Here is a 25,936-nt window from a genome sequence, read left to right on the forward strand (position 1 = left end):
CGTGTTCGATCAGCTGAAGGCGTTCCACGCGACCGTCCGGCAGGGCAGCATCACGCGCGCCGCGCGCCACCTGGGCGTGAGCCAGCCGACGATCGCCGCGCAGATCCGGCAGGTCGAGCAGGTGTACGGCGTCGAGCTGTTCTACCGCAGCGGCCGCAAGCTCGAGGTCACCGAGACCGGCATCGAGCTGCTGCCGCTCGTCGAGAAGATGATCGCGCTCGAGGCGCAGGCCGACATCATGCTGCGCAACGTCGGCGGCCTGTTCGAAGGCCACCTGCGGATCGGTGCGACGGGGCCGTACTACATCATGGACGCGGTCGGCCGCTTCTCGCACGCGCATCCATCGATCGCGCTCACGTGCCGGATCGGCAACTCCGAGGAGATCCTGCAGGCGCTGCAGGAATTCCGCATCGACCTCGCCGTCTCGTCGCAGCGCAACGACGCCGATGGCCTCGAACGCAAGGTGATCTCGACCGACCCGCTCGTGCTCGTCGTGCATCGCAACCATCCGCTCGCGCGTTTCGACGCGATCGAGCCGGCGCAGCTCGCCGACGTGCGGCTGCTGATTCGCGAGGAAGGCTCGGTCACGCGCCGCTGCACGGAGACAATTCTCGAGGCGGCCGGTGTCGCGGCCGTCTCGGTGGCCGAGATCGGCAGCCGCGAAGCGATCCGCGAGGCGATCCTGCACGGCGTGGGCGGCAGCCTGTTTCCGCTCGGCGAGGCCGAGCGCCATCCGGATTTGCGCGTGATCGCGCTGCGCGGCGTCGACACGACGATCGACGAATACGTGTACTACCTGAAGGCGCGCCGCCAGAGCCCCGCGATCGACGCATTCCTCGCCTGCATCCTGCCGGCCGGCAGCGACGCGGCCGGGACGGATGAAGCAGGACGAACGGCGCGGCGGATGAACGCGCGCTGAACTGCCGCGCGCTCACCGGTTCCGCACTTCAATGGCGCTTTTCCCGCGCCTTCCCTCGTTTTTCCTCGTGCCTTCCTTCTGTCGTTGCGCTCACATCATTTCGGCAGTGCCGGAATCATCCACGTCAGCACGTGCTGCTGCAGGAACACCAGCACGCCGAGCAGCAGCGTGAGAATCACGCTGTGCCAGAAGGTGCGTGCAAACACGACACCTTCCTGCCCTTTCAGGTCCGTCGTCGACACACCCGTCGCGATGTTCTGCGGCGAGATCATCTTGCCCATCACGCCGCCCGACGAGTTGGTCGCGGCCATCAGCACCGGATCGAGGCCGAGCTGCCGCGCGGCGACGACCTGCAGGTTGCCGAACAGCGCATTGCCCGACGTATCGCTGCCGGACAGGAACACGGCAATCCAGCCGAGCGACGCGGACACCAGCGGGAACAGCGCGCCGGTCGACGCGACGCCGGTGCCGAGCGTGTAGCTGATCCCCGAGTAGTTCAGCAGGTACGCGAGCCCGACGATCATCATCACCGTGACGATCGCGATCCACGTCTGCCGCCAGGTCTTGACCACGCACTCGAAGAAATCGCCCACGCCCGTGCGCGTCAGCGCGGCCGTGATGATCGCCGAGAGCAGGATCGCGGTGCCCGTGCCGAGCGGCTGGAAGTCCCAGATCGCCGCGTAGGGCTTGTGGTACAGCGACACGAACACGGCGTTGTGCAGGCCCGGCCACTTGATCTTCACGTCGCCGATCGCCGCGATGTTCGCGTGCACCCACACGATCACGACCACCGACACGACGAGCCACGGCAGCCAGCCGCCGAAGCCCGCGCGCGCGGCGCCGGCCGTTGCCGGCACGCTGCGCGCGAGCGCGTATTGCGGATCGGGCTGCGGCTTCCACATCTGCAGGAAACCGATCGTGACGATCAGCGACGTGAGCGACGACAGCACGTCGGTGAGCTGGTAGCCGAGGAAGTTCGACGTGACGAACTGCGCGATCGCGAAGCTGCCGCCCGACACGAGCAGCGCGGGCCACAGCTTCGAGATCGAGCGCAGCCCGCCGTACGCGCCGACCACGTAGAACGGCAGCAGCAGCGCGAAGAACGGCAGCTGGCGGCCGACCATCTGCGCGAGGGTCGCGGGCGGCAGCGACGTGACCGCGCCGAGCACGGTGATCGGCACGCCGAGCGCGCCGAACGCGACCGGCGCCGTGTTGAACAGCAGCGTGTAGGTGAGCGCTTCGAGCGCGGGGAAGCCGAGCGCGATCAAGAGTGCGCTCGTGATCGCGACCGGCGTGCCGAATCCCGAGATCCCTTCGAGCAGGCAGCCGAACGAGAACGCGACGACGAGCAGCACGAGGCGGCGATCGTCGGGCAGGTTGTCGAGCATCCACTGCCGAAACTGGTCGAAGCGGCCCGACTTCACCGCGATGTTGTACAGCAGCAGCGCGTTGAAGACGATCCACATCACCGGCACGACCGCGAGCGCCATGCCGGCGCCGACCGCGTTGAACGCGAGCCCCGCCGGCATGCCCCATGCGCCGATCGCGACCGCGAGGCCCGCGACGAGCCCGGCGAGCGACGCCTGCCACGCGGGGCGGCGCAGCACGCCGAGTGCGATCAGCGCGACCGCGATCGGGATCGTGGCGACAAGGAAGGACAGCAGCAGCGAGTTGGCGACCGGCGTCAGCGGCTGTGCAAAGACGATGCCGGGCGGTAGGGCGTCGGTGGGGTTCATCGTGTCTCCAGAGTCGACCCGAGCTGGCAACGGGATGCCCCGGGTTCGGTACAAGGCGATGTCCTGCGGTCACGACAACAATCAGGCGCTTGCGCACGCAACGACGTCGCACGGCCAACCGATCAGTCGCTTAAAAGAGGTTAGGAGGCGCACGGCGCTTGTACAAGGGGGACAAGCCCGATGCGTAGCGACCCGATACGCACCACCCGCCGCCCGCTGACCGGCAGCAGGCAGCCCGCTGTCGCATTCGACAGGACGCCCGCCACGAGCGGCTCACCCGCGCAATGTTGCACATGCGGCAAAGGTGCCTGACGGCGGGCGGGATGTTTCGTTTGGCGTCCGAAGCCTAGACTGGCCGCATCGATTCCGCCCGCGCCGGCCACGGCAGGCCCGGCACCGGAACCTCACGGAGTGAACACGATGAAGACGATGAAACAGGCTGCATGCGCGTTCGTGCTGATCGGCGCGGCCTTCGCCGCTCACGCGCAGGCCGCGTCGACGCTGACGCGTGCCGAGGTCCGCCATGAACTCGTGGAATTGCAGGCCGCCGGCTACCGGACGAGCCTCGCGAGCAGTCCCGACTTTCCGGACCACATGCAGGCGATCATGCGCCGTGCCGCGCAGGCGCGCGGCGAGGACACCGGCTACGGCAGCGATGGCGGGGCAAACGTGGAATCGGGCAAACCGGCGCTGCCGCACGCATTCGACCGCGGCACGTACGCGCATCACTGACGGCAGATTCAACCGGATCGAGCGCACAACGGTGCGCCCTGACCGGCGACGGAGAGACGCATCGTGCACCGCGCCGGCCGACGCGATGCACGTGCGCAAACATCACACGCTGAAGCGGTTCAGCGTATAGGCGCGATAGGCCGCGACGAACGCGTCGAACGATCCGGCCTCCTTCGCTTCGAGCTCGGCCTGCTCGGCCAGCGATTTCGCGGCAAGCGCCTGCTCGGTGCGCAGCGTCTCCGCCGACGGCGGATGCGCACGGAAATGCGCGGCATGCGCTTCGCTCTGCGCCAGCGCGAACCCGAGGAACGACTGGCCGCGCTCGCGCATCGTGCGCAGCACGCGCGCGGACGGCGTGCGCTCCGGATCGGCGAGCTTCTCGCGTTGCGCGGCGATTGCACGCGCATGCTCGTCGCCGCCGCGGATCTCGTCGAGACGGCGGCCGACGGTTTCGATATCGGCCATCAGGTCGTCCGCCCATGCCTGCAGCGTGACCGGCTGGCCGTCGCGCTGCAGCGTCAGCCCCGGCTTGCGCCCTTCCATCGTCACGCTGCCGAAGTTCGCGTTCGCTTCCTTGTACGCGGGGCAGTCGAGCGCCGGGCTCTCGTCGAGCGCGCACGCGAGCAGGAACGCGTCGATGAAGCGCGCGGTTTCCAGTGCGATGCCGGTCGGCTCGAACGGATCGATATCGAGACAGCGCACCTCGATGTACTGCACGCCGCGCGACGCGAGCGCATGCAGCGGCCGCTCGCCCGAATACGTGACGCGCTTCGGCCGGATCGTCGAGTAGAACTCGTTCTCGATCTGCAACACGTTCGTGTTGATCTGGATCCACTCGCCGTCGCGATGCGTGCCGATCGCCTCATACGCCGGATACGGCTCGCTCACGGCCTTCGACAGTGCGTCGAGATAGCCCGGCAGCGTGTTGTAGTCGACGTGCAGCGCGGCCTGGGCCGTCGTGTTCGAGTAACCGAGATCGCTCATCCGCAGGCTGGTCGCATACGGCCGGTACAGCGTATCGGCGTCGAACGTGTCGAGCTTGTGCGGCTTGCCGCGCAGGAACTTCGTGTCGAGCACGGGCGATGCGCCGAACAGGTACATCAGCAGCCAGCTACGGCGGCGGAAGTTGCGGATCTGCGCGAGATAGCGTTCCGACTGGTAGTCGACGAGCGTGGCCGTCGAGCCTTCGTCCGCATGCAGGCGCCGCCACACTTCCTCGTGCAGCGAGTAGTTGTAGTGGATGCCCGCGATGCACTGCATCGTGCGGCCGTAGCGGTACGCGAGGCCGCGCCGGTACACCGTCTTCAGGCGGCCGATGTTCGACGTGCCGTAGTTGGCGATCGGGATCTGGTCGTCGGCCGGCAGCAGGCCCGGCATCGAGTCGTTCCACAGGATCTCGTCGCCGAGCGATGCATATACGTAGCGATGCAGATCGTCGAGGCGTTCGAGCGTGAGCGCGGCGTCGCGCTCCGCGGGCGTGATCAGTTCGATCAGCGCTTCGGAATAGTCGGTCGTCAGCGCCGGATGCGTGAGCGCCGAACCGAGCGCGCGCGGATGCGGCGTGAACGCGATCATCCCGTCGCGCGTCACGCGCAGGCTTTCCTTTTCGATGCCGCGCAGGCCGTCGGGCAGATGCTGCCGCGTCGGGCCCGAGCTCAGCGCGTCGAGGCGATTCAGCAGCAGTTCGGACTGGCGGTGAGTCATGGTGTTCGACATGGAGACGCAAGTGCGTGACGGCCGCGCGCAGAACGCCGCGCGCGGCCGGCTGGATTGTTGGTCGCTTCGTTGGTAGCGGGCACTTTAACATCTCGCCGAAACACGCGCTTGAGGTGGCGCCGGGCACGGTGCGCGGGCCGGAGCGGGCCGCCGGGCGGGCCGGTCGCGGCGGTCGCCGCATCTGCGACCGGTTCCATGCGGCGGCAACGGGCACGCCGGTTACGCGCATTCGTCGGACGGAACGTGATGCGCGAACGGGTGGCGGCAGGTGCAACCCTGCCGCTGAACCGATCGCGGAAAGCGGGGTGAAGGGGCATCGCGCGCCCGGCATTTGGCCGACGACGGATGCGCGGAATTGCCGCTACGGCCGGTGTCCGGTGTCCGGTGTCCGGTGTCCGGTGTCCGGCGTTCGGTGTCCGGTGGTTAGCCTGCGCATGTCGGCACCACCTGCGCAAACGGGTTGCATCGCGGCCTCGCCAGGTCGCACCCGACCGCAGGCCACAGCGGTCACCCGCCGCGCGCGCCGCCCGCCCGGTCGGCCACTTCGTTCCACAAATGCAGCGCCGCGTACGCGCGCCACGGCCGCCAGCCTTCGGTGCGGTGCTTCTGGGTCGCGAGCCGGTCGAGCGCCGGATCGCGCGCCGCGATCGACTGCATCAGCACGAGATCGGAGGCAGGCCACGCGTCCGGATCGCGCCATGCGCGCATCGCGATGTATTCGACAGTCCACGGGCCGATGCCGGGCAGATCGAGCCACGCGCTGCGCAGCGTCGCGAGGTCCGCGTGCTCGCGATCGACCGGCACGTCGCCGGCCGCCACTGCCCGCGCCACGCCCGTCAGTGCCGCCACCCGCTTGCCGGGCATCCCGATCTTGTCGAGATCGCAGGCGGCCAGCGCATCGGGCGTCGGGAAGCGCCATGCGGGCGCGCCGTCGTCTTCCTGAACCACGCGCTCGCCGGCCCGCTCGACGAGCCGGCCGACGATCGTCGTCGCGGCCTTCACGCTCACCTGCTGACCGACGATCGCGCGCACGGCCAGCTCGAACCCCGACCACGCGCCCGGCACACGCAGCCCCGGCGCGGCCTCGACGAGCGGTGCAAACCACGGATCGCGCGCGAGCCCGTCGCCGATAGCGGCCGGATCGGCGCCGAGGTCGAACATCGTCGCGACGCGCACGGCGAACGCCTCATCGACATGACGCGCGACCGCGCCTTCGACCGTCGCGACCAGGCAGTGCTTGCGCGGATGTTTCGCGACCGTGAGCCGGCCGGCATCGCCGTGCAGGTCGACGATGCGGCGATACACGCCGTCCGCGACCTGCTCGACACCCGGAATCGCGCGCCCGCTGAAGAAGCGCAGCACGCGCGCCCAGTCGTAAGGCGCATTGAAGCGCAGTTCCATTTGTGCGGACGGCGGCACCTGGCCGCCGTTCACGATGGAGGTGATGGTTGTTTTTGCGATGCTCAAACTGCGCTGCCCTCCGCAACGAATTCGGTTTGATCGTCGTGCACATGACGCGCTTCGGACGCGAGCAGCGTCGCCTTGCGGCGCACGCCCCAACGATACCCGGAAAGCGCGCCGCCCTTCTGTACGACGCGGTGGCACGGGATCGCGAGCGCGACCGGATTCGACGCACACGCGGACGCGACGGCACGCACCGCGCGCGGCGCACCCAGCGCCTCGGCGATCTCCGAGTAGCTGCGCGTTTCGCCGTACGGAATATGCGTCAGCGCCTCCCACACGCGCTGCTGGAATGCGGTCGGCGCGATGTCGAGCGGCAGGTCGAACGCGTGCCGCGTGCCGTCCAGGTACGCGCGGATCTGCGTGATGAACGGCGCGAGCCGTGCCGACGCTTCGACCAGCTCGGCGCGCGCGAACGCGTCCTTCAGTTCGCCGACCAGCGTCGCCGGTTCGTCACCGAACGCGATCCGGCAGATGCCCTGCTCGGTTGCGGCAACGAGCACGGTGCCGAGCGACGTCGATGCGGTCGCATAGTCGATCCGCAGACCCGCGCCCTGGCGGCGGAACGCGGACGGCGCCATCCCGAGCTCGCGCGGCACCGACGCATAAAGCCGCGACGGCGAGTTGAAGCCCGCGTCGACGGCCGCCTGCGTGACCGGCTGCCCGCTTTGCAGCGCCTGCCGCAGCGCGGCGCCGCGTTGCGCGGCCTGGTACTGCCGCGGCGACACGCCGACAACGCGCTTGAAGAGCCGCTGAAGGTGAAACGGGCTCACGTGCACGGCATCGCTCAGTTGCTGCAGCGTGAGCCGTTCGGCATGCGCGTCGAGCACCGCGCACGCGCGGTTGACGATCTCGAGCTCGCGCGGCAGCCCTTCCGGCTGGCAACGCTTGCAGGGCCGGAAGCCGGCCGCACGTGCGGCGGCCGTGTCGGCAAAGAAGGACACGTTTTCGCGACGCGGCAGCCGCGACGCGCAGGTCGGGCGGCAGAACACACCGGTCGTGCTCACGGCGTAGAAGAACGCGCCGTCCGCATGCGGATCGCGCTCGGTGACGGCGCCCCAGCGGGCATCATCGGTCGGATAGGCGGTTTTCATCTGAACCTCGCACTCTCTAGTGTAGATGGTGCCTACTCTAGACATCGGCACGTGCCGTCGCGCCCTGAATCTTGCTCTGTGATTCGCCCCGGATAATCGGGGCGCATCAGCCGAAAATAAATCCGACAAAACGCGCGCGCCGGCTGTTCCGGCGCGGTTTTCGTCATCGTCCCGTCACCATTTTGTTGCACTGCGGATGCGACAAATCGCCGTCCTGACGTTTTTTTGCATTCGGAATATTGCGTCGCACCATCGCCGTGTGTATAGTTGGAACTGTCTCCTCCATGTCTCCTCCTGATATGGATTAAGCCCGTTCCGCTCTGCGTGAACGGGCTTTTTTTCGTCCGTCGATTGTGCCGCGTTCCGGCCGGCGGCGCAGGCGCGATGCGTCTACACTCGATGCTCGTGGACTGCGAAGGAGAGCCTTGCCCATGAAACCGACCATCCGCGCGATCGATCACGTCGTGCTGCGCGTGACCGACATGGCCGCGATGACGCGCTTTTACTGCGACACCGTCGGCTGCCATGTGGAGAAGGAACAGCCCGATCTGGGCCTCGTGCAACTGCGCGCCGGCGACGCGCTGATCGACCTGCTGTCGGTCGGCGGCCCGATCGACCGGCCCGACAGCGGGCCGCCCGGCACGGGACGCAATCTCGATCACCTGTGCCTGCGCGTCGAGCCGTTCGATCCCGACGCCTTGACCGCCCATTTCGCCGCGCATGGCGCACGGCCGGGCGCGCCCGCGGAACGCTACGGCGCCGGCGGCTACGGGCCGTCGATCTACCTGTTCGACCCGGAAGGCAACATGCTCGAATTCAAGGGGCCGCCGGCCGCGATCGGCTGAACGCGGGCGGCACGCGGGCCGTCACGCGTCCGCGCGCGCCTTCAGCACCGTCCACTCGACCGCCACCGGATCGTGGTCGGCGCTCGAGATCCACGCGGCGCCGTCCTGCACCGTGCATTGCAGGCGCATCGTGCGCTCCACGAGTTTCCCGAGCGCGGCCGCGACACCGTCGTTCAGCGACAGCACCTGCACGTTGCGCAGCCGCTCGACCTTGCTGCGCACGCCCTGCCACCAGATATCCGACGTCTTGCCGCCGTATGCGATCACGGTGACCTGCCCGGCACGGCCGGCCGCCTTCGAGATGCGCCGCTCGTCGGGCTGGCCGGCTTCGATCCAGACGTCGATCGCGCCGGTCAGGTCCTTCTGCCACAGATCGGGCTCGTCGACGTCCGACAGCCCCTTGCAGAATTCGAGCCGCTCGTGCGCGAACAGCGCGAACGCGACGATGCGCACCATCATCCGGTCGTCTGTTTCGGACGGATGGCGCGCCACCGTCAGCGCGTGATCGGCGTAGTAATGCCGATCCATGTCGGCGATTTGCAGTTCGGCTTTGTAGATCGTGGATTTCAGCGCCATGCGGAGTCGGCCCGGGCGGGCATTCGGTTCGGTCGGGCCGTGATGATACCGAATGCGGGCCGTCCGGCGCGTGTCATGCACCATCCACAGCGCAACGGCCCGGCATGTGCCGGGCCGTGTTCGGTTCGCGCCGCCGGCTCATCGGGCCGGCGCGCTCGCGCGTCGTGTGACGTCGCGGTGAATGGACGGTTACTGCTTGACGAAGCGCGAATCGGTCCAGAGACCCTGCTGGTCGCTGTTGTCGGCGCTGACGAACTGCACGTCGCCCTGGTCGACCGACACCACGCGGAAGCGCTGGCCTTCCGGCACCGACAGGCACCGGTAATCGTCGAAGTATTGCTGCTTCGCCTGCGACTTGCCGTCACGCTCGTGACTCAGTACGGAGTCCAGATTGTCTTTCGACAGGCAGCCCCATGCGTTCTTCGTCAACTGGATTTCCTGCTTCGGCTTGACGGCCGAATCGCCGCCGGCTTGGGCAATCGACACCGCGCAAAATGCGCCGACGAGGGCAAAAAGGATACCGGTACGTTTCATCATGTTCTGTCTCCAGGCTTGCGGGCACCAGGCTTGGGTTAGCTATGTGTTTAAAGGTGATCGTGAACCCGCGTTTTTCACTTTAGAAGACCGGCAAGCGATAGCAAGCACATTTGTTGTGCGACCGCAATAGCGGCGGATTGTCGCACCCCGTGCGCAGCCCGCTTTTTCGCACTCTGCGCAGACATGACGACGCGCGCCGCCCGCCGAACAGGCTCGCGCCGCCGGGCGGAAAGCGTTACTCAGCAAGGCTTTCATCAAAGTTACAATGCGGCGATTGAACGGTTTGGATAATCCATTTCGCTATCCGGATCATTTTGATGCGCCGCACATAAAGTCATCCGAAACGATTCGACTTTACCGCAACGCGGCATCGCATTTACCTGATACAAGAAAAATGCCAGGTATAAGCGCATCCGTATTTATCCGTACTTCGCTGCATGTATTCAGCGCCCGCGAAGGCCCCGTCGCAGGCGCCTTTCGCCAGCGTGTTTACCCTGCTTTATTCAGGGTGGCTTGCTGGCGCTCGAAATAATCGCGCTGAAAAATGCACATGCGATAAGCGCTGTGATACGCGCCGTTTCCGAAAAATTCTTCCTTCAATTCGGCCTCGTGCTGGAATCCGCATTTCTCGTACACGTGAATCGCCGCCGCATTCGACGTATCGACGATCAGATACAGCTTGCGCATGTTCAGCACCTTGAACGCGTACTCGATCGCAAGACGCGTCGCCTGGCCCGCGTAGCCGCGCCTCTGGCGTTGCGGCGCGATGATGATCTGGAACTCGCCGCGGCGATGGATGTAGTCGAGCTCGATCAGCTCGACGAGGCCGACCAGTTCGCCTTGCGCGTCGACCGCGACGAAACGGCGCTCGCGCTGATCGTGCACGTGGCGGTCGTACAGTTGTGACAGTTCCGAGAAGGTTTCGTACGGCTCCTCGAACCAGTAGCGCATGATCTTGGCGTCGTTGTTCAGCTCGTGGACGAAGCGCAGGTCCTGGCGCTCCAGCGGCCGCAGCGCGAGCGTTTTGGTATCGTTCTGGAGTTGCATGTTCATGTCCTTTTTTGATGCCGGCGCACGTGCGGCAAGGCCGCATCCGGCCTGTTTCGCACTGTAAGAAATTGAACGCGGGCGAAGTTCAGAGCCTAGAATGGGAGCAAGGGTTCCTGCCACCGCAAGGAGGCTATCGTGTTCGAGCAAGTCATACTCGGAATATTCCTCGTGCTGCCGCTCGTGATCGTCGCGGCGCTGTTTTCCGACGAACTTTGGCAGGAACATCGGCGCCAGCATCCGCGCGACGAAAACGCACCGCACATCGACTGGAAGCATCCGTGGCGCCGCGTGCGACGCGAGCATTGAGTCGATTGCCGTTCATCCGCGGGGCGTGCCGGCCCAGCCACCCTGGCATGTGAACGCGTGACGCGCCCTGTCAAGCACCCGAACTTCGCCGCGATCCGATTCCCCCTTGATCCGCTCACCCCGCGAGACGCCGCCGTGAACGACCAGCCCGCCCAGCCTCCGCACGACATTCCCAGCGAAACGATCGACCTGCAGATCGCCGACGTCCTCGCGGCCGTCCGCTACCCGGCCAACAAGGATGCGATCGTCGATGCCGCGCGCGACGCCGGCGCCAGCAACGAAGTGCTGTCGATGCTCGACGGCCTGCCCGAACAGGACTACGCGGACGTGAACGCCGTCACGCAATGGGTCGCCGGCAACTTCGGTCCCGGCCTCGGGGTTTGAGCGCGCACCCATAACGCGATAGGATCAGGCCGCACCGGTCGCGCGGCGGCCGGTTGCCTGTCGCCCGGCGCAAGACCCGGGCGTTTCCGCCTACGTGCCCGGGGAACACCATGGAAGGCATCCTGATCCAGCACACGACACGCCGTCAGCTCTGGTTCGGCGCCCTGACGGCGCTCGTCATCGTGCTCGCGCTCGGGATCGCCGCGCCGCACGCGAACGTTGAGCTGCCAGCCGTCGAGCCGTTCATGCCGATGTGCGCGCTCACCGTGTTCACCACGGCGAGCATCGCGGCGTTCTTTCTCGGCGCGCAGTTCACCGTGACGCGCCAGCCGGTGCTCGGCGCGCTCGGCGGCGCCTACGCGTTTACCGCGCTCGCCGTCGCATTGCAGCTGCTCACCTTTCCCGGCGTGTTCGCACCACAGGGGCTGTTCGGCGCGCAACCGCAAAGCGCCGCGTGGATGTGGATCTTCTGGCATGCCGGCTTCCCGGGTTTCGTGATGGTCGCGCTGCTCGCGCGCGAGCGGCTGGCACGCGCACCGATCAGTGCGCAGCAGACACGCTGGTGGACACTCGCGCTAATCGGCGGGCCGGCTGTCGTCGCCGGAGTGCTGTGCCTGTTCGCGCTGAACGTGTCGCTGCCGCCCGCGTTTCATCCGCCGGGCGACGCGGCCGTGCTGCCCGTCAACGCCGTCGCGCTGATCGTGTGGTTGCTCAATGCGCTGGCGCTCGTGGCCGTGCTGGCCACCGGCCGGCTGCGCACGACGCTCGATCTGTGGCTCGCGATCGCGGTGCTCGCCTGCCTCACCGACACGACGCTGAACCTGATGAGCACCCATCGCTTCACGGTCGGCTGGTACCTCGCGCGCGTGTTCAGCATGTTCACGCCGGGCGTGCTCGTGTGCGTGCTCGCGTGGGAAGTGACGATGCTGTACCAGCGGTTGTTCGAGGCGCACGCGACGCTGATCCGTTCGTCCGCGCGCGACGGCCTGACGGGCGCATTCAACCGCATGCACTTCAACGATCATTTCCACACGCTGTTCCTGCAGGCGCGACGGCAAGGCGAACCGCTGTCGCTGCTGATGGTCGACGTCGACCGCTTCAAGGCGTACAACGATGCGTTCGGCCACGTGAAGGGCGATGCTTGCCTGATCGCGGTCGCGAATGCGCTCGCCGGCGCGGTGCGGCGGCCCGCGGACATGGTCGCGCGTTACGGTGGCGAGGAGTTCGCGATCGTGCTGCCGAACACGGGGGCGCGCGGTGCGCGGCTGGTCGCCGAGGAAGCGCGCGAAGCGGTGCTGCGGCTCGATCTCGCGATGCCGACCGCACCCGCCGGACGCGTGAGCGTGAGCGTCGGCTGCGCGACCGTGTCGGCCGACGATCTGTCGACGCCCGATGCATTGATCGAAGCCGCCGATGCCGCGCTGTATCGTGCGAAGGATACGGGGCGAAACAGGGTCGTCACCGCCTGAAAACGTCTGCTGTTTGGCTATTTGTTACGGTCATTGTGACCGGAATAATCCGCCGTTACGGATTGCGGCGCCGGGATACGATCGCTTACAGTCGGAGCCGGGACCGCTCGCTATGCTGGGTTTCATATTGAATCCGAGCAGGTGAACGCGATGAAGAAGGCCCTTTTGCTGATTGCCGGCGTCGCCGTGTTGTTGAGCGGCTGTATTGTGGTGCCTGACGGCGGCGGGTATTACGGGGATGGGTATTACCACCATCATCGTCATTGGGATTGATGCAGGCGCAGGGTCCGAAGCGGCGATCCGGACATTCGCGGGATCGAGCCGATGTGGTCCGGTTCGGTATGCATTGGGGATACCTGTAGCGCAGCGCGCCTTTCATCGTGGAGACGCTCGAGGATCGCCCCCTTTTCCGCGTCTTCGATCAGATTGCGTCGGGCATCGAATCGATACGACTCGCCCAGCAGTTCGGCTATGTCTATCTGGAAATACGGGCGCTCGCGCGCGGGTCGCTGCCGCCGATGCACGGAAATTGGCCATAGGACCCATGTTCTGGCCGCCAAGCACGCCGAATATCGCAGCGAATATTCTGTTGATGATCCCGATCTTCGAAAGATGTTCGGGCCAAGTGACGTTGACATCGACAACGCTCCCCCGCTAGGCCTCCCGCTTCGCCTTGCACGGCATCAAGCTGCTTCTCAACGGAAAGACACATGCTTTCACTCACGAAGCATTTCCTCCAGACGCGTATTGACCATGACGCTCAGATCCGACAACAGTTCGAAGAAGGCGTCACGACGTACGGCAAAGTGTTCAAACACCCGTTCGGGATCCATCGACAAATCGAGCAACAGAACGCTCAGTTGACGCGATGCCTGCAGCAGTTCGCGGCGCGCCTCCTCGATAGATAAAGTTGCGTCATCATTTTGAGCCATGATGCGCCTCCGCATTTTGCACGCAACGCGCCGCCTGACCCATCCGAGGCCCGATCTCAGCGATCATGAGAAGCGCATGTGCCTTCACTGCACCCAGCAAACAGCGAAGAATGATTTCGGCGGCGGAGATTGCGCACACCTCTGAGGCTTTACAGTCAGTGCAAGTTGCGGCCTCGATGCTGCGTTTGAACGCTGCGCAGCCATCAGCGCGGAACGGGATATGACCGAAGCCAGCGACGAGGTCTTCGAACATCAACCGATACCACCGGCTCGGGCGCGCCGTCGGGCGAACATTCAGCCAATGTTCTGTCGCACGGATACCGGCAAGTTCGAATAGCTCCGATGTGACAGTAATCGCGGGCTTCGACGCCCGGGCGTTACGCCAGGCACTCGGTACGAGAGCGATCGGATCGGCAGATTTGGGAAGAGTATTCGGAAAGGTAGCAGCAAGCACGCCGTCGGCGGTTACTCGTCGTCCAGCTCGATCGTTGCGCCGACCTTCCGACACTTCTCGAGCACTTGGTCGACAGTCGCGGAACGATCCTGCAGCGCTAGCGCTAGGAACAGCATCGGCAACGACATCGGTCTCGGCTCGACTCCCCCCGTGTACTTTCGCCACTGACTGTTGCCAGCCAATCCGAACATCTGAGCCATCTGCTCGCCGGTGAATCCAAGGCGCACTTTCAGCGCACGCAGGTCTTCCGGCGTCGGCGGGAAATATTTGAGGGCCATAAGCGTGGTCGCGCGGAATTCCCGCGAATACGATGCTATTCATAATGTCGTTCCTTTCGGAGGTAGCGGGCTACGCGGAGCGTTACCCAACGCGAGTCAATTTAGACCCTTAAGGTCTACCTGTCAACGAAATACGCTGCCCGCTGAGATCGCTACCCCATTACCTTCGAGTCGGCTACTTGAGCTGCGTGGCGAGCGCTTGCATCCCTTCGCACAGTTGGCCGTGGCGCAACGAGACACGGTGCGGCGCGGGTTCCACTCGGCCTGCTCGATTGCGAACCAGATCTGGAGACCGACGAGCAGACGGCTTGCCATAAGCATGGACCCGTGGTGAACGGGCAACACGAGGGGTTGTTGCGCCGGCGGTAGTCGATCGCACGCGAGACGGACGAGGAAATAGCACGAGAATGGGAAGCGCGAGCGGATACAGGCCTGGCAATCGCGCCAACCATGGAGCACGACATCGGTCCAAACATTGTCCGAACATGGAGCTCCAAACATCCACGCGAACAACATGCTGCGAAATAGTCAGCTTCGTGACAGAGCCGTCACGAGAGGCTTGCGTCGAGTTGTCGACCCCAAACTGTCCAAATAGGGCGTTTAGGCAAACAGTGCCCCATTCAGCTACCCGATTCTGGACTGTACAGAGGTATGACGAGGCGTGCCGATACGATGCAGGCGGATGAAGCAGCACCCCACGAGGTCAACGACCCTAGGATCATTTCGATACATAACCTAGCGAAACCCCGCAAAGCCTTACCCAACAATGGTCTTTGACGGCGACGAAAATTTTGTATGCCATCTTGTGTGCCAAAAAAGCGTTGCGCCTCCGGCTAACCACCTGCTGACGATCCAAACCGCCAGTAGCGGCGGGGCGGGGGCACTCTTTGCGCCGCTGGCGAGGTCGCTGACGGCGGCGAGGATACAGACTCAGTACGGACCGCTCCAGCAGGCAGGCAGCACGCTCGATTGCCGCTTCCGCTCTCAACGACTATGACCCCCTTGCTGCGCGCCTCCCACCGGAATTTCCAGACTTTCCGGCACTCCCACGCCCCTGCTATTCCGGTATGACTATGACCCCCCTTAGGCGCGCCGGGAGTAGGGAAAACACGCGGGTGTGAGCCCCCGCGTCTTTGCCCTAGACGCAGGGTCCCCCGCTTTCCGCCCGCCCCAACCTTTGCCCTGACGGCAACAATCGCCGAAGGTGCGTCGCATCGTACCCCCCGCTAGAAACATCGCCGCTAACCGTCCGTTTCGCTCGCCCAGCCTTGCCAGTGTTGAGTCTGCCTTTGTTGCGCCACCTCCACGCGCACCTCTCCCATTGCTCAATTTTCTTGGGAACATGGGAACAGGACCAATCAAAATGGCTGAAAGCCAATACCATAAAGGCTTTCGGCAGATCCCATCCATTCGGGAACAAACGTGAGGGGATTTTGGGAACAAGACGCTCAAACCCTTATCGGACAAGGACTTGGTCCGTACCCAAGCCGAAATTGGTAGCTTGGGAACAGGCATCCGCATTATTACCTAGACGGCAACAATCTGACAGGCGGCCAATGCGCGACAGGTCCGCTCTGGAACACGACGCCAAAGTAACTTTGAGCGCGGCAGAGGGCAATTCACGCGCAAAAGAATGCCCCGCGCCGACACCTCGGCACGGGCGCGAACTGCTAGTGGATATCGATGGAGAAAATGGACGAGCGGAGGCAATAAACGCGGATCGGCTGAGGAAAGCCGACCCGCTGCTTTGAGTCCGGGCGGCCGCTCTTGCTCTCAACGGCCAATACGTCGTGTTCAGCAAGCACCTTGGCTACGGCACGATAGTCGAATCCACGACATACCTCCATGCGAAATGCCTCAGGCAGAATGAGATATTCAATATCGCTCCGTTCCGCATCGGCCGGCGAGATGCTCTCGCCGTACTCCGCCATGTATTCCCGATTCGTATTGACAGCGCGCCCCTCCGATACCATCCGCTTGAACCCGACGCGGTGCATGGTTTTGCCCGCGTGATCGTCGCAAGTGCGCTGCACCCACGTAAAGCGGGCATCGCCATGCGCCTCCAGAAAGCCCCGGACCTGCCGAAGCATTGCCGTAGTTTCAGCATTTCCCACGCCGCCACGTTCACGAACCCACGCCTTAAAACAGGCATGCGCCGCTTGAATCGCATGCCCTTCGCCCCATCCCGTGCAACCCGCCTTGCTGGCTATCTCGCCCGCGACACCGACAAGCGCGAATCGCTGCGCAACGCGGGACACCTGCCCGTCCGATCCTTGCGGCACCCAATCAGCCACAAGCGCCGCGATCATGCCGCTCACCGTATCGCGCATGCGGTCGGCGTTCTCAGCCGTGTGCCGAATGAACTCCATCGCGGCCACGCCGTAATACTGGCCGGAGGCGCGCGCAACATGATCGGCCAAATCCTTCGGCGTCGCGAACCCGTGCAACTCTTCGAAGAGGCCGTAACCATGCCCCGCATCGGCCGGGAGCGTCGCCAGTCGCACGTCCTGACCGGCGTTTGCCGTCTTGCTCGCCTCGCCCATGATCGACGCGAGCGTCTTTTCCCCACTCGACAGAAACAACAACCGCCAGGACAACACGGGCTTCGCGGTCGCGTTGCGGGTCGCACGCCCCTTGCCGGCCTCGTTGCCGATCATGTAGACGATATCGCCCACCTCCTTCGGCTCGACTTGCCCGATTTCATCGAGAATCAACAGGCCGTCGCTATGCTGCGCGGCCGTCGATTCCATCGCGTTCGATGTGGCACGCCAGCTTCGCAGGTAGTCGCGCCCACCGAACACCGACGCGGCCGCGCGCAACGCGGTTGTCTTGCCGACCGTGCTGTTGCCCATCAGGTGAAAGCCGCCCGACGCCTGCCCGGAGAACCGCAACAATGTTCCAGCGAAGGCGCTCGACACGCAAAACATCAGGCGACTATTGCCGACGCACAATGCGGCCAGCTCGCGCCGCCAGTCATCCAGCGTTCCACTTTGCTTGAAGTGACTTTCGATGCTGCCGTCCGTCTGAAAAATCGTCAGGTCGTCACCCGCGCCTATGGTCCGATCCGGCAGGACGAAGGCGTTACCATGCCAGCCGATCCGGCTCGTACAGCGCGCACGTTGATCGCTGCGCGCCGTCTGAATGTAGCTCGTCAGCCGCTGTTTCGCAGACGATGACGGATCGATGTTCAGGCCCATATCCAGCAGGATCGCGCGGTATTCCGCGCCGTCGCCCGCCAGCATGCGGCGCGGCATCGCCCATCGCTTCGGGTTACCGTCGCGGTCCTCGAACTGGAGCAACACGCCCCATTCCGTGTTCGCCTCGTTACGTGTCTCGGCCGCAACCTCCAGCGGGTCGCAGATCCATTGCGGCGGCAGGTCGTTCCCGTCGCGGTCATAGCCCTCATACCAGACACCCCGGCCATCGACGCGAAACCGCGCCCGCCCGTCGCCCGTCTGCGTCGTTTTCGGGCGCTTGGTGGCCTTCGTAGCGGGCTGGGCCACCTTACCCTTGTCGGATGCCGAGGAGACGCCCACGGGGAGCGCTGCACGCACCGCAGCGGCCACGGCATCCGCGCCTCGATGCGCCGCCATGTCGTTGAAGTCTGTACCGGACGCCGGACGATCCGCTCCGAACTCGGGGACGGCCACCATGCCGGCGACGGCATCGGCCGCCGCGCGGGCCTTCGTCACACCCGGATTGCCCTTCGTTGTATGGTCGTCATCAGCGCACACGATGATGCGAGCGTCCGGAAAGCGGGCACGCAGCGCAGTCGCGACGGCCATCAGGTTCCCGGCGTCGAATGCAACGGCGGCCGGATGCCCCGTTGCGGCCGCAAGCGTCGCACACGTAGCGTAACCCTCGCCAATCAGCAGCGTGGACGATACCGCGCCGCCGACCATCGAGAGGCAACCGGACTTGCGACCGTTCGCCAGATAGCGTTTCTGCCCGTCCTCGAGAATGAATTCCAGCGTCCACAGCTTGCCGTCTGCGTCTCGCGCCGGGATGATCAGTGCGCCGTCGCATGCGGCCGTGCCAATGCGCAGGCTGCCGTGATAGACACGCAGCTCGCCGGCCGGAATGCGCTTGCGGACGAGATACGGATGATCGGCCGGCGCAGGCTCGGCCGTCGACCAGATCGATTCGGCGAGCGTCGCCGCTTCTCGCTGCTTCTCGGCTTGCGCGGCCAGCTCGGCCGCCTCGCGGGCGGCGCGTTCAGCTTTCTGTCGCTCGCGCTCCGCTGGATCGACCGGCTTTGCACGATGCGCGCGCGGATCAAAGCCGCTTTGCTTCGCAAGATGAAAGAGCGTGTTGATCGTGATTTTGCCGCCCTTGAACGACTTCCATACGTCGCGCGCATCATTCGCGTCGTAGCTTTGCGCGCCTTGGCTCCATTCGTTCCAGAGAGAGAAGCCCTCTTCACCAAACCCGGCCTTGAGCGCCATCCCGACCTGACGCCACGTATCGCGGTCGTCGGGCGGGATATAGCCGAGCGCGACTCTCGCCCGCTCGAATTCGGTCATATGTGTGTTGCTCATAATTTTCCGTATCGGTACGCGGCATCGATGAATATCCGATTAGCACTACGAATCGCATCGTGCGGTACAGCATCGGATACGCATCGCATGCCGCGCCATCGGTCAGGTCAACGCGTTACCGGCAGACCTGCGCCATGACGCTCCAATTTCCCCATCAATGCCGACAGGCCGTCGCTGAGCATCCCCGCGAATTCCCGTTCGACGCCATCACCCGCAATCGTGCAACGTCCGTCGCCGTGCATGAATGCCGCGACGTATGCGACCGGCGCGTCGTCCGGATCGCACACCGTCGCGAGCAATTTGTGACGAACGAGATTGCGGCGTTTCTCGATGCTCTCTGCGCCGTAGTCGGCCATCGACAGGACACGCGCATCGCCGACGTGCGACGGCGCATTGCGTTCCGTCCTTGCGCGAAACGCCGCTAGGTTGACGACGCTGGCCGCATGCACGGACATAACGCCCGCACCCCGCCCCTGACCGGAAGACGCCCCGAAAACGGCGTGCGTAGCGTTGTTGTTGTTCGTTGCCATGCCCGCCCCCTCAGTGCGTCGTGCGCGGATCGCGCGTAACGACGCCCAGCGCCGCGAACAGGTGTTGTTGCACGCGTCCCATCAAGCCGGCCGCGAACGCATGTCGACTTACATTGACCCGATGTGCATCGACCTCGCCGGCCTCGCGCATCGAGCCTTCCAGTCCGCGAACAAAGGCCATCGTTTGATGTGCCGCGTAATCGTGCAGGCGCACGTTGCCCTTCAGCTCAAGCCATGCGTCGGCGCAGATCGCGCCAAGATCGACGGCGAATTGCAGTTCAATCGGTGCGCCGGTATCGAGCGGCGGCGCGTTGTCGAATCCGTCGACAACCGCGGTTCGGGTGCGCTGATCAGTCATGGCATACCTCCGGGTGCGCAGCACGGCGCATTTCGGCCGAATAGCGGCTCGCAACACCTTGCCCCATGTCGACGAGCGAGCGCTCATAGGTGCCCTCCGGAAGATGCGAACGGACGGCATCGAACAGCGCTTCGAGGTGGGCGAACTGATGGGCGGCACTCATGGCGATCATGGTTACTTCGTTCGGCAGGCGGAATTTAGACATGGCGCACCTCCAGAATCGACGCAAGGAGTTGCCCGACGTCGATCGTGCAATTCAGCTCCGCTTCGCCGCGAATCGGCGTGAGGTTCCAGTCATGGACAGCTGCATGCGTGAATTCGCCGAACCGCCGGCCGTGGACGCTGCGCCCCGTGACGGGACCGCCCAAGATCCGCACGCGCCAATCGTAGTCAGGCGTCGGACGCGCCGATGCAACCTCGACCAGCATGCCGATGCGTGAGCGTGCATCGCATTTCGTGACGATAGCCAGATCGCCAATCTTGCAGCGCAGGTCAGCCATGACGAACCTCCGCACGGACGAGCGCCGCGATGGCGGCCAGTACCGCGCCGGTCGCATCAAGCGCGTCTTGATACGTGCTGGCGGTTGCTGCGTCGCGCAGGGCAGCGCGGACGATTGATTGAATAACGTGGGATTGTTGCCCGGCATGGGCGTGCGTGGACTGGCGCAAGATGCGGCCTCCTTTTGCTGGGGTGGAGGCCCGCCGCTCGGTTCCAAACGAGGTGGGCGGGCACATGACAGGGTTGGAACACCGGCGCAAAAGGAAACCGGCACGGCCGAAGCCGTCCCCGCCATGGCCCACCCATTGATCTTGAAGGCGCGCGAAGGCATACGGACGCAAAAAAACCGCACTGCGGCGGTCGTCCGCCTCTTGCATATCGGGGTTCCAAGCCCGAATCGCTGCTGTTTCAGCGACGTCCACAGGATACTGCGTACAGTCGCGGTGCGCAAATCGGGAGAGGAACGGACCAGAAAAGGGAGCGCAGCGCCCGCTGTGCGCTGGCATGACAAAGTGCCTTTGGAGAGCCATCATGCCGACACCTTCGGATCGAGCATGAAAATCGCCTCCTTCAGCAGCCGGACTGCATGCTTGGCACGTGACGGTATCGTTTTCGAATCGCGATCAAAGACGGCCGCCGCGACTACAATCATTCGCGCCGCTTCGACGCGATACTCATCCGAAGTACGCTCGCACACATCCGAAAACAGTTCGTACAAGCGATTCAGCTCGCAATCGTAGAACTCCGCGTCGACTTGCTTTTTGGTTTCACGCGCCGCCGCACGTGCATTCGTTGCGTTCATCATCGCGCGCCCTCCGTCACATCGCCCACCACATCAGCGGCGCGATAGTTCAGCGGATCAGCGAGATAACGATGGGTCTCCCTGTTGTCAAAAACCGTGCAACGCAGAGTCAGACGGATTGCGCGCGGGAAGCGGCCCTCCCGCTCAAGCTTGCGGACGGTCTCGCGAGACAGGCGGATGAAGGGACGCAGATCGGCCCATTTGGAAAAGCCGTCAAGTGGCAGAGTCGCCGGGGCTTGCGTTGCGAATGCGTTCTTTGCGGACATTTGTGCTCCCTGAGTGACAGTAACGGGAGCGACTATCGCCGCGCGATCAGCACCTTTTAAAGTGGAATGTCCGGATTGCAGGAATGTCCTGCAATTTCACGTCGGAATGTCCGCCGCTGAATCGTCATCGGCAAGTTGTTCAATCACGCGCCGCACGTGACGCTCAGAGATATCCAGCTTGTCCGCAATAGCCTTTCGCTCGTCGATTCCAATCTGGACGCCACGATTGCGATAGCGCGCGACTTCCGTCTTGACCAGCGCACGCGTTGCCGCACCCTTCGCGACATTGGCATCTCGGCCAACAGATCCGTCTCGCTTTCGCGTCTCGCGGCGCACCGCCTCTGCCGCCAGTTTCGCCGGAGCGGTCTTCAAGCGCCGACGCAGAAGTTCAAGCGTAGCGGTAAAGGCATGAGTGGTGCCGCAATGGACGAACGCATAAATCCGCTGTTCGCGCTGGATGCTGCTGACATCAGCAGAAACAGCAAATTCAATCGCGCGCTCCGTATCGGGCCATAGCTTTCGAATCTGCGCAGCGACGGCCTTGTCCGGCTTCGGAAGGTCGGACAAGTCGCCGCCAGCGCGCGCCCGCCGCCTTGCCTCCTCCACTCCGCGCAAATACAAGGCATACATCCATTCCGCCCGGTCGTACTTCCCACCGCTTAGGCGTGCAACGTGCCCCGCATTCTGTTCCAGCGGATACGGCAATGAATCGCTCAATGCAAGCCGTCGCGCCCGAAGCAAATCTAGGCGCTCCATCTGGAAATGCTCGCGCTCCCACCGCTCATACTCCGTTTTGATTAGCTGAACAGCGGCGGCCTGTACCGCAGGACTATCCCTGTCGGCGGGATCGAGATGCAGAAAATGGTCGGAGACGTGATTAATTTTCGCTGACGGGCCGCGATCAACAAACGCAGCCAGCTCGTCCGCTGATACCGGCTCTTCACCGGGATCTGTTTCCTCATGTCCGAGGTTGCGCGACTTTCTCATGTCCACCCTTCGCGTGGCCCTTCACGGAGAACGCCGAGCCAGCCGGTGAAGGTATCCGGTTTTCGGGTGGCCGCCCTAGGCTCGACGGACGACATTGTCTCAGGATTTACCGAGCCGCCAGATAGCTCACTAGGGTATACCTAGCAGAGCTACCTACTAACGACGGAAAGCGTAGCTCAATAGGGTTGACCGTTAATGAGCTAGCAAGTAGTATTGAGCTATCAATTTAAATGAGCTATCAGGACATGCGGAAACTCTATTACGGTCGCATCTCTACTACTGACGGACAATCCGCCGCCAGCCAGTACGCGGATGCCAAGGCACACGGCGTCAACGCGAAGGACGTGTTTGTTGACGAAGGCGTGAGCGGCTATCACGTCGCGCCGGATGCTCGCGAACAGTGGCGCAAGGTTGAACACGACTTGCGGCATGGCGGCGTGTTGATCGTCCGCTGGCTCGACCGGATCAGCCGCCGATATGACGAACTGCACCGCACGATGCGCCGCCTCATGGATATGGGGGTGCGCGTCGAATGTACGCTCAATGGCATGGTGTTCGACGGCGGCGCAGCAGACCCGATTGAAAAGGCGACACGTGATGCCGTACTGGCATTCATGGCAGCACAGGGTGAAGCGGACTACAAGAACCGGGCCGAAATGCAGCGCCGGGGCGTCGCCATCGCCAAGGCAGAGGGGAAATATGTCGGCCGCCAACGCGCCACCAACTATTCCGACATTAAGGACTGGCGGACCGAACACGGCGCGAGCATCGCGCAAGCGGCCGAACACTTCGGGGTTAGCACCGCGACCATCAAGCGGGCATGCGCAGCGACCGAGTAAGCGGCTCGCCAAGTTACTTTGTGCCGGCCGCACGTCTCGCCTCGCGTGCGGCCCCGATCAAGTTACGAGGACCCCGGGAATTTGGGCGTCTTGTGCAACTCGACCCAATAGCCGTTGAGTTCGTCGTCTGGCACGTTGAATCGCTGTAACCATGCCTCTGTTGCCACGCGCGTGTTGAGCAGGGGCGCAGTGCTATCTACCGTGCCGCCTTGCAGGATATCGGACGTTTCCGCCACGATTGAACGCAGTGCGTGATTCAGCAAGACATACGCTGCTGGCGGCGCTGGCGGTACCCCTTTACCCATCGGCACGCCTGCGACCGGTTCTACGCCCGCCTGAATAATGACGCCGCCATCGCCCAGCGGTGTTTTACGGAACCAGTCAGGGGGGAGCATCAATCTGTCGGCACCGCCGACGCTGCGGACGAGATCGGCATCTAGTGCCGTCAACCAGTCAACAGTCTTGATCTTGCCCGTTAAGTCACGAATGGACGTGCTAGCAGGGTCTCCAACGTCGATGCCCGGACCGTACCGCCGGCACCAAAAATACTCGCTAGCTTCATTCGCCTCAGCATCGAGCGGGGGGAGGTTCACGCCGAATCCGCCGTGCCCCCAAACGGTTGGAACCGCCGCTGCAAACTCGGCAAACATCGCCTCAAATGCGCCAGGGCAAATTTGCAGGAAGTGTCGCGGAACAGTGAACACCATCACATCGAGGCCACGGGTTCCCATTGCGGCTTGCCAGTCCTCAAGGCAAAACACAGAGAATTCGTAAAAGCCCGTTGCGAGCTTATGGTCTGCGCTCGTTGTCATGGACACAAGCATTTCACTGCTTTGCAATTCTGTTGCCAGTCGTGCGAAGCCGCGAGCCTTGTCGAATGCTGCCGGGCTCTTGCCTTCTTCGTAGAACCAGCGCATCGGTCCGGCCTTCGGCGGCTCAAGTCCTGCTGCCTTGGCGATCGCCAATTCGTAGTCTGCGATTGTCGCCATGTAACGATCGTAGCAACGCACGAGCGCCTGACGAACAGCCTTGGTGTGGCCGCCATTGAAGTACAGTGCACCGCGCACAACTAACGCCGCGCCGACGATCGCCTTTTGATACGCAGGCTCATATAGCCCGAATGGGAGGGTGTCTTGTCGTCGTGGATCGTTGGCCCACGCTACCAGCTCGTCACGCGTCATAGTCTTCAGGGAAATGCAGTAGTGCCGGGCTGTTGCGGAGGAAGTGGCAGACCGGATGGTCCCATGCTGCTATGGCTTCCTGTGTCGTTCCCGAACACGTCATCGGTTGCAGAATGGCTTTGTGTCGACCGGGCCGATTGTGTCTCTGACTGCTTGTCCGAGCACCCGCAGTTGGCCCGACTCAGCGGAGCGTATTTGCTTCTGCTGCCCGCAATGCGAATGTATGCGTCTCTTTGACCCCGCCCGAAGCCGTCATCGAATTTCATCTCAACAACTTTCTTGATGTTCGATTGTACCGGCGGCTGAGAGGGGTCATTCACGATAACCACGTCGGGCCGGCGAACGCCGGGGCCGCCGGCCCGCTTGTCCCTGCGATAGCCTCCCATCCTTCCCGGCCATTTGTCGCGAATCCAGTCTAACAGCGAGTCGTGCGGTTGCAGCGGATCGTCGTCCAACATGATCGGGGCGGGCGGGTCTTGTCTCATGTCATACGAGACTTCCGGCAAGTATTCCGTTGGCTTGCCGCTCATCATGCGCGAAGTTTCGTTCGCCAAATCCAGCCGCTGCGCAACACATGCTTGTCTCAGTATGCGTCCGCCACCCCGAGTCGCAACGCCGATCGAGCTGCATTTGCACAACGCATCGCAAAGCACCTTCTTGTCATCTGGCGAAAGGCCCTCTGTCGCGCCTACGACGGTCGTTTGTCCGTCGCCGCTGGCCGATCCTCCGACAGCCGAACCGCCCGAATATCCGCCGCTCATGCTTCGCTCGTGCTGGCCGGCCCGGACGCTCCCCGATGGCTGAACGAAAGCGACGCCCCCTGCTGGCTGTTGAGCCAGTCCGTGTGGCCGCTCGCGTCCGTCGTCCCTTGTATCGTCTTTCCGTCCGACGACGTGACGGTGTAGGGGTGATTCGCAAGCGGCGCGCGCGTGTGGTCGTCGACGAGCTGGAAACGTCCGCGATAGGCCCCATCCTGCTGTGCGATCACGCTTTTTCCGCCGCCGACTGGGGCGCCTGCGCCTGACGTCGGAGAGGCCGTAGCAGTGCCCTGAGACGCGATCAGGGTTGCGCCGCACGCCGTCATGTCACCCTCGGAAACGACCGGCCGGCCATTGAACGTCATGTGCAGGTCGGCCTTAATCTTGACGATCGGGTAGAGCCCGCCGCAGCGCGGGCACGACACCATGTCGCCGAGCAATGCCAGCGCTTTGCCGTCGACGGTGTTGGTTATGTCGCTGGCGATCACGCGTCCGCCGTGCGAGGTTGTGTCGCCGTCCCGAATGAATGCGAAGCCCATACCGAATCCTCAGTGGAAAACACGCGAGGAATGTAGCACGTGCCGAATAAGGGTAACCACCCTGTCAAAGTTACCGGGCAAGTTCATAGATGCACATCGCAGCATCAGACGCAGCCGGCCAAAGTCACTTTTCACGGGCCACGCGGCCCG

Annotated in this window: 30 protein-coding genes; 8 read left to right on the forward strand and 22 right to left on the reverse strand. The window is 63.9% G+C overall.

All coding sequences use genetic code 11. The annotated features are described in order from the left end of the window. The first annotated feature begins 1 nt into the window (after window position 1). Window positions 2–919, forward strand: coding sequence for a LysR family transcriptional regulator (locus tag CFB50_RS17595; RefSeq protein WP_089446661.1), 918 nt, complete (start codon window positions 2–4; stop codon window positions 917–919). Between the two features lie 95 nt (window positions 920–1,014). On the opposite strand, the gene CFB50_RS17600 is transcribed toward CFB50_RS17595, so the two are convergent. Next, complete coding sequence (locus CFB50_RS17600) at window positions 1,015–2,655, reverse strand: L-lactate permease (RefSeq protein WP_069249172.1); 1,641 nt, start codon at window positions 2,653–2,655, stop codon at window positions 1,015–1,017. A 420-nt stretch (window positions 2,656–3,075) separates the two neighbouring features. On the opposite strand from CFB50_RS17600, the gene CFB50_RS17610 reads away from it, so the two are divergent. Further along, entirely contained in the window at window positions 3,076–3,387 is a 312-nt protein-coding gene (locus CFB50_RS17610) for a DUF4148 domain-containing protein (protein ID WP_089446721.1), read from the forward strand. A gap of 102 nt (window positions 3,388–3,489) precedes the next feature. On the opposite strand, the gene gshA is transcribed toward CFB50_RS17610, so the two are convergent. The 3 genes from gshA to ada form a co-directional block, all read right to left on the reverse strand. Then, window positions 3,490–5,103, reverse strand: a complete 1,614-nt coding sequence (gene gshA, locus CFB50_RS17615; RefSeq protein ID WP_179254197.1) for a glutamate--cysteine ligase — start codon at window positions 5,101–5,103, stop codon at window positions 3,490–3,492. A 507-nt stretch (window positions 5,104–5,610) separates the two neighbouring features. Next, complete coding sequence (locus CFB50_RS17625) at window positions 5,611–6,570, reverse strand: DNA-3-methyladenine glycosylase family protein (protein WP_069249174.1); 960 nt, start codon at window positions 6,568–6,570, stop codon at window positions 5,611–5,613. After that, on the reverse strand, window positions 6,567–7,658 hold the full coding sequence (gene ada, locus CFB50_RS17630) for a bifunctional DNA-binding transcriptional regulator/O6-methylguanine-DNA methyltransferase Ada (RefSeq protein WP_069249175.1): 1,092 nt from the start codon (window positions 7,656–7,658) through the stop codon (window positions 6,567–6,569). Before ada ends, CFB50_RS17625 begins: the two co-directional genes overlap by 4 nt. Before the next feature lie 431 nt (window positions 7,659–8,089). On the opposite strand from ada, the gene CFB50_RS17640 reads away from it, so the two are divergent. Beyond that, complete coding sequence (locus tag CFB50_RS17640; protein WP_089446663.1) at window positions 8,090–8,503, forward strand: VOC family protein; 414 nt, start codon at window positions 8,090–8,092, stop codon at window positions 8,501–8,503. A 21-nt stretch (window positions 8,504–8,524) separates the two neighbouring features. Here the strand turns inward: CFB50_RS17640 and CFB50_RS17645 are convergent, their stop codons facing one another. From CFB50_RS17645 to speG, 3 genes are all read right to left on the reverse strand, one after another. Next, complete coding sequence (locus CFB50_RS17645) at window positions 8,525–9,079, reverse strand: YaeQ family protein (RefSeq protein ID WP_089446664.1); 555 nt, start codon at window positions 9,077–9,079, stop codon at window positions 8,525–8,527. A gap of 189 nt (window positions 9,080–9,268) precedes the next feature. Further along, window positions 9,269–9,616, reverse strand: a complete 348-nt coding sequence (sap1, locus tag CFB50_RS17650; protein WP_011353606.1) for a surface attachment protein Sap1 — start codon at window positions 9,614–9,616, stop codon at window positions 9,269–9,271. Between the two features lie 489 nt (window positions 9,617–10,105). Further along, a complete protein-coding gene (gene speG, locus CFB50_RS17655; protein WP_089446724.1) occupies window positions 10,106–10,663 on the reverse strand; it encodes a spermidine N1-acetyltransferase in 558 nt (185 codons plus the stop codon). Window positions 10,664–11,107: 444 nt separating this feature from the next. On the opposite strand from speG, the gene CFB50_RS17660 reads away from it, so the two are divergent. From CFB50_RS17660 to CFB50_RS39530, 4 genes are all read left to right on the forward strand, one after another. Further along, entirely contained in the window at window positions 11,108–11,356 is a 249-nt protein-coding gene (locus tag CFB50_RS17660; protein ID WP_046544145.1) for a DUF2795 domain-containing protein, read from the forward strand. 110 nt (window positions 11,357–11,466) lie between these two features. After that, complete coding sequence (locus tag CFB50_RS17665; RefSeq protein ID WP_069249178.1) at window positions 11,467–12,825, forward strand: GGDEF domain-containing protein; 1,359 nt, start codon at window positions 11,467–11,469, stop codon at window positions 12,823–12,825. Between the two features lie 150 nt (window positions 12,826–12,975). Beyond that, window positions 12,976–13,098, forward strand: a complete 123-nt coding sequence (locus CFB50_RS40015) for a hypothetical protein (protein ID WP_256979112.1) — start codon at window positions 12,976–12,978, stop codon at window positions 13,096–13,098. A gap of 107 nt (window positions 13,099–13,205) precedes the next feature. After that, window positions 13,206–13,364, forward strand: a complete 159-nt coding sequence (locus CFB50_RS39530) for a hypothetical protein (protein ID WP_156814530.1) — start codon at window positions 13,206–13,208, stop codon at window positions 13,362–13,364. A gap of 177 nt (window positions 13,365–13,541) precedes the next feature. On the opposite strand, the gene CFB50_RS38785 is transcribed toward CFB50_RS39530, so the two are convergent. The 12 genes from CFB50_RS38785 to CFB50_RS17725 form a co-directional block, all read right to left on the reverse strand. Further along, on the reverse strand, window positions 13,542–13,757 hold the full coding sequence (locus tag CFB50_RS38785) for a hypothetical protein (RefSeq protein WP_144020665.1): 216 nt from the start codon (window positions 13,755–13,757) through the stop codon (window positions 13,542–13,544). Beyond that, window positions 13,744–14,010 (reverse strand): hypothetical protein, encoded by a 267-nt coding sequence (locus tag CFB50_RS38790; protein WP_144020666.1) that lies wholly within the window; start codon window positions 14,008–14,010, stop codon window positions 13,744–13,746. The genes CFB50_RS38785 and CFB50_RS38790 overlap by 14 nt, the downstream gene beginning before the upstream one ends. A 212-nt stretch (window positions 14,011–14,222) precedes the next feature. Next, on the reverse strand, window positions 14,223–14,489 hold the full coding sequence (locus CFB50_RS17675; RefSeq protein ID WP_069249180.1) for a hypothetical protein: 267 nt from the start codon (window positions 14,487–14,489) through the stop codon (window positions 14,223–14,225). Window positions 14,490–16,159: 1,670 nt separating this feature from the next. Next, complete coding sequence (locus CFB50_RS17680; protein ID WP_089446666.1) at window positions 16,160–19,012, reverse strand: DUF927 domain-containing protein; 2,853 nt, start codon at window positions 19,010–19,012, stop codon at window positions 16,160–16,162. A gap of 122 nt (window positions 19,013–19,134) precedes the next feature. Beyond that, complete coding sequence (locus CFB50_RS40020; protein ID WP_256979113.1) at window positions 19,135–19,557, reverse strand: hypothetical protein; 423 nt, start codon at window positions 19,555–19,557, stop codon at window positions 19,135–19,137. A 10-nt stretch (window positions 19,558–19,567) separates the two neighbouring features. Further along, window positions 19,568–19,915: a hypothetical protein gene (locus tag CFB50_RS17690; protein ID WP_089446667.1), complete on the reverse strand. Its 348-nt coding sequence runs from the start codon at window positions 19,913–19,915 to the stop codon at window positions 19,568–19,570. After that, a complete protein-coding gene (locus CFB50_RS17695) occupies window positions 19,908–20,120 on the reverse strand; it encodes a hypothetical protein (RefSeq protein WP_089446668.1) in 213 nt (70 codons plus the stop codon). The genes CFB50_RS17690 and CFB50_RS17695 overlap by 8 nt, the downstream gene beginning before the upstream one ends. Continuing rightward, entirely contained in the window at window positions 20,113–20,415 is a 303-nt protein-coding gene (locus CFB50_RS17700; protein ID WP_089446669.1) for a hypothetical protein, read from the reverse strand. The genes CFB50_RS17695 and CFB50_RS17700 overlap by 8 nt, the downstream gene beginning before the upstream one ends. After that, complete coding sequence (locus CFB50_RS39535) at window positions 20,408–20,791, reverse strand: hypothetical protein (RefSeq protein ID WP_179254185.1); 384 nt, start codon at window positions 20,789–20,791, stop codon at window positions 20,408–20,410. The genes CFB50_RS17700 and CFB50_RS39535 overlap by 8 nt, the downstream gene beginning before the upstream one ends. 152 nt (window positions 20,792–20,943) lie before the next feature. Next, the gene (locus tag CFB50_RS17715) at window positions 20,944–21,219 is read right to left on the reverse strand and encodes a hypothetical protein (protein WP_089446670.1); all 276 of its coding nucleotides are present in this window, start codon (window positions 21,217–21,219) and stop codon (window positions 20,944–20,946) included. Beyond that, a complete protein-coding gene (locus tag CFB50_RS17720; protein WP_080364584.1) occupies window positions 21,216–21,482 on the reverse strand; it encodes a helix-turn-helix transcriptional regulator in 267 nt (88 codons plus the stop codon). The genes CFB50_RS17715 and CFB50_RS17720 overlap by 4 nt, the downstream gene beginning before the upstream one ends. Window positions 21,483–21,578: 96 nt before the next feature. After that, window positions 21,579–22,469, reverse strand: a complete 891-nt coding sequence (locus tag CFB50_RS17725) for a hypothetical protein (RefSeq protein WP_089446671.1) — start codon at window positions 22,467–22,469, stop codon at window positions 21,579–21,581. 245 nt (window positions 22,470–22,714) lie between these two features. Here CFB50_RS17725 and CFB50_RS17730 point away from each other — a divergent pair, with 245 nt between their 5' ends. Next, window positions 22,715–23,308 (forward strand): recombinase family protein, encoded by a 594-nt coding sequence (locus CFB50_RS17730; protein ID WP_089446727.1) that lies wholly within the window; start codon window positions 22,715–22,717, stop codon window positions 23,306–23,308. Window positions 23,309–23,370: 62 nt separating this feature from the next. Here the strand turns inward: CFB50_RS17730 and CFB50_RS17735 are convergent, their stop codons facing one another. Genes CFB50_RS17735 through CFB50_RS17745 form a run of 3 tightly spaced genes read right to left on the reverse strand, consistent with a single transcriptional unit; the run spans window position 23,371 to window position 25,786 of the window. Further along, window positions 23,371–24,489 (reverse strand): type VI immunity family protein, encoded by a 1,119-nt coding sequence (locus CFB50_RS17735; protein WP_089446672.1) that lies wholly within the window; start codon window positions 24,487–24,489, stop codon window positions 23,371–23,373. Between the two features lie 5 nt (window positions 24,490–24,494). After that, complete coding sequence (locus CFB50_RS17740; protein ID WP_089446673.1) at window positions 24,495–25,250, reverse strand: VRR-NUC domain-containing protein; 756 nt, start codon at window positions 25,248–25,250, stop codon at window positions 24,495–24,497. Further along, window positions 25,247–25,786, reverse strand: a complete 540-nt coding sequence (locus tag CFB50_RS17745; protein ID WP_089446674.1) for a PAAR domain-containing protein — start codon at window positions 25,784–25,786, stop codon at window positions 25,247–25,249. The genes CFB50_RS17740 and CFB50_RS17745 overlap by 4 nt, the downstream gene beginning before the upstream one ends. Window positions 25,787–25,936: the final 150 nt, after the last annotated feature.

The organism is Burkholderia sp. AU33423 (genome assembly GCF_002223135.1).
Taxonomy (GTDB): Bacteria; Pseudomonadota; Gammaproteobacteria; order Burkholderiales; family Burkholderiaceae; genus Burkholderia; species Burkholderia lata_D.

Coding starts and splice junctions, on each gene's coding strand:
- CFB50_RS17745 (WP_089446674.1), bottom strand. CDS start 25,786: ATGGGCTTCGCATTCATTCGGGACGGCGACACAACCTCGCACGGCGGA.
- CFB50_RS17725 (WP_089446671.1), bottom strand. CDS start 22,469: ATGAGAAAGTCGCGCAACCTCGGACATGAGGAAACAGATCCCGGTGAA.
- CFB50_RS17600 (WP_069249172.1), bottom strand. CDS start 2,655: ATGAACCCCACCGACGCCCTACCGCCCGGCATCGTCTTTGCACAGCCG.
- sap1 (WP_011353606.1), bottom strand. CDS start 9,616: ATGATGAAACGTACCGGTATCCTTTTTGCCCTCGTCGGCGCATTTTGC.
- CFB50_RS17680 (WP_089446666.1), bottom strand. CDS start 19,012: ATGACCGAATTCGAGCGGGCGAGAGTCGCGCTCGGCTATATCCCGCCC.
- CFB50_RS17645 (WP_089446664.1), bottom strand. CDS start 9,079: ATGGCGCTGAAATCCACGATCTACAAAGCCGAACTGCAAATCGCCGAC.
- CFB50_RS38785 (WP_144020665.1), bottom strand. CDS start 13,757: ATGGCTCAAAATGATGACGCAACTTTATCTATCGAGGAGGCGCGCCGC.
- CFB50_RS17640 (WP_089446663.1), top strand. CDS start 8,090: ATGAAACCGACCATCCGCGCGATCGATCACGTCGTGCTGCGCGTGACC.
- CFB50_RS17665 (WP_069249178.1), top strand. CDS start 11,467: ATGGAAGGCATCCTGATCCAGCACACGACACGCCGTCAGCTCTGGTTC.
- ada (WP_069249175.1), bottom strand. CDS start 7,658: ATGAAAACCGCCTATCCGACCGATGATGCCCGCTGGGGCGCCGTCACC.
- CFB50_RS17700 (WP_089446669.1), bottom strand. CDS start 20,415: ATGGCTGACCTGCGCTGCAAGATTGGCGATCTGGCTATCGTCACGAAA.
- speG (WP_089446724.1), bottom strand. CDS start 10,663: ATGCAACTCCAGAACGATACCAAAACGCTCGCGCTGCGGCCGCTGGAG.
- CFB50_RS17695 (WP_089446668.1), bottom strand. CDS start 20,120: ATGTCTAAATTCCGCCTGCCGAACGAAGTAACCATGATCGCCATGAGT.
- CFB50_RS17735 (WP_089446672.1), bottom strand. CDS start 24,489: ATGACGCGTGACGAGCTGGTAGCGTGGGCCAACGATCCACGACGACAA.
- CFB50_RS17675 (WP_069249180.1), bottom strand. CDS start 14,489: ATGGCCCTCAAATATTTCCCGCCGACGCCGGAAGACCTGCGTGCGCTG.
- CFB50_RS17690 (WP_089446667.1), bottom strand. CDS start 19,915: ATGACTGATCAGCGCACCCGAACCGCGGTTGTCGACGGATTCGACAAC.
- CFB50_RS17610 (WP_089446721.1), top strand. CDS start 3,076: ATGAAGACGATGAAACAGGCTGCATGCGCGTTCGTGCTGATCGGCGCG.
- gshA (WP_179254197.1), bottom strand. CDS start 5,103: ATGTCGAACACCATGACTCACCGCCAGTCCGAACTGCTGCTGAATCGC.
- CFB50_RS39535 (WP_179254185.1), bottom strand. CDS start 20,791: ATGCAAGAGGCGGACGACCGCCGCAGTGCGGTTTTTTTGCGTCCGTAT.
- CFB50_RS38790 (WP_144020666.1), bottom strand. CDS start 14,010: ATGTTCGAAGACCTCGTCGCTGGCTTCGGTCATATCCCGTTCCGCGCT.
- CFB50_RS17720 (WP_080364584.1), bottom strand. CDS start 21,482: ATGTCCGCAAAGAACGCATTCGCAACGCAAGCCCCGGCGACTCTGCCA.
- CFB50_RS17730 (WP_089446727.1), top strand. CDS start 22,715: ATGCGGAAACTCTATTACGGTCGCATCTCTACTACTGACGGACAATCC.
- CFB50_RS40020 (WP_256979113.1), bottom strand. CDS start 19,557: ATGGCAACGAACAACAACAACGCTACGCACGCCGTTTTCGGGGCGTCT.
- CFB50_RS17715 (WP_089446670.1), bottom strand. CDS start 21,219: ATGATGAACGCAACGAATGCACGTGCGGCGGCGCGTGAAACCAAAAAG.
- CFB50_RS17740 (WP_089446673.1), bottom strand. CDS start 25,250: ATGAGCGGCGGATATTCGGGCGGTTCGGCTGTCGGAGGATCGGCCAGC.
- CFB50_RS40015 (WP_256979112.1), top strand. CDS start 12,976: ATGAAGAAGGCCCTTTTGCTGATTGCCGGCGTCGCCGTGTTGTTGAGC.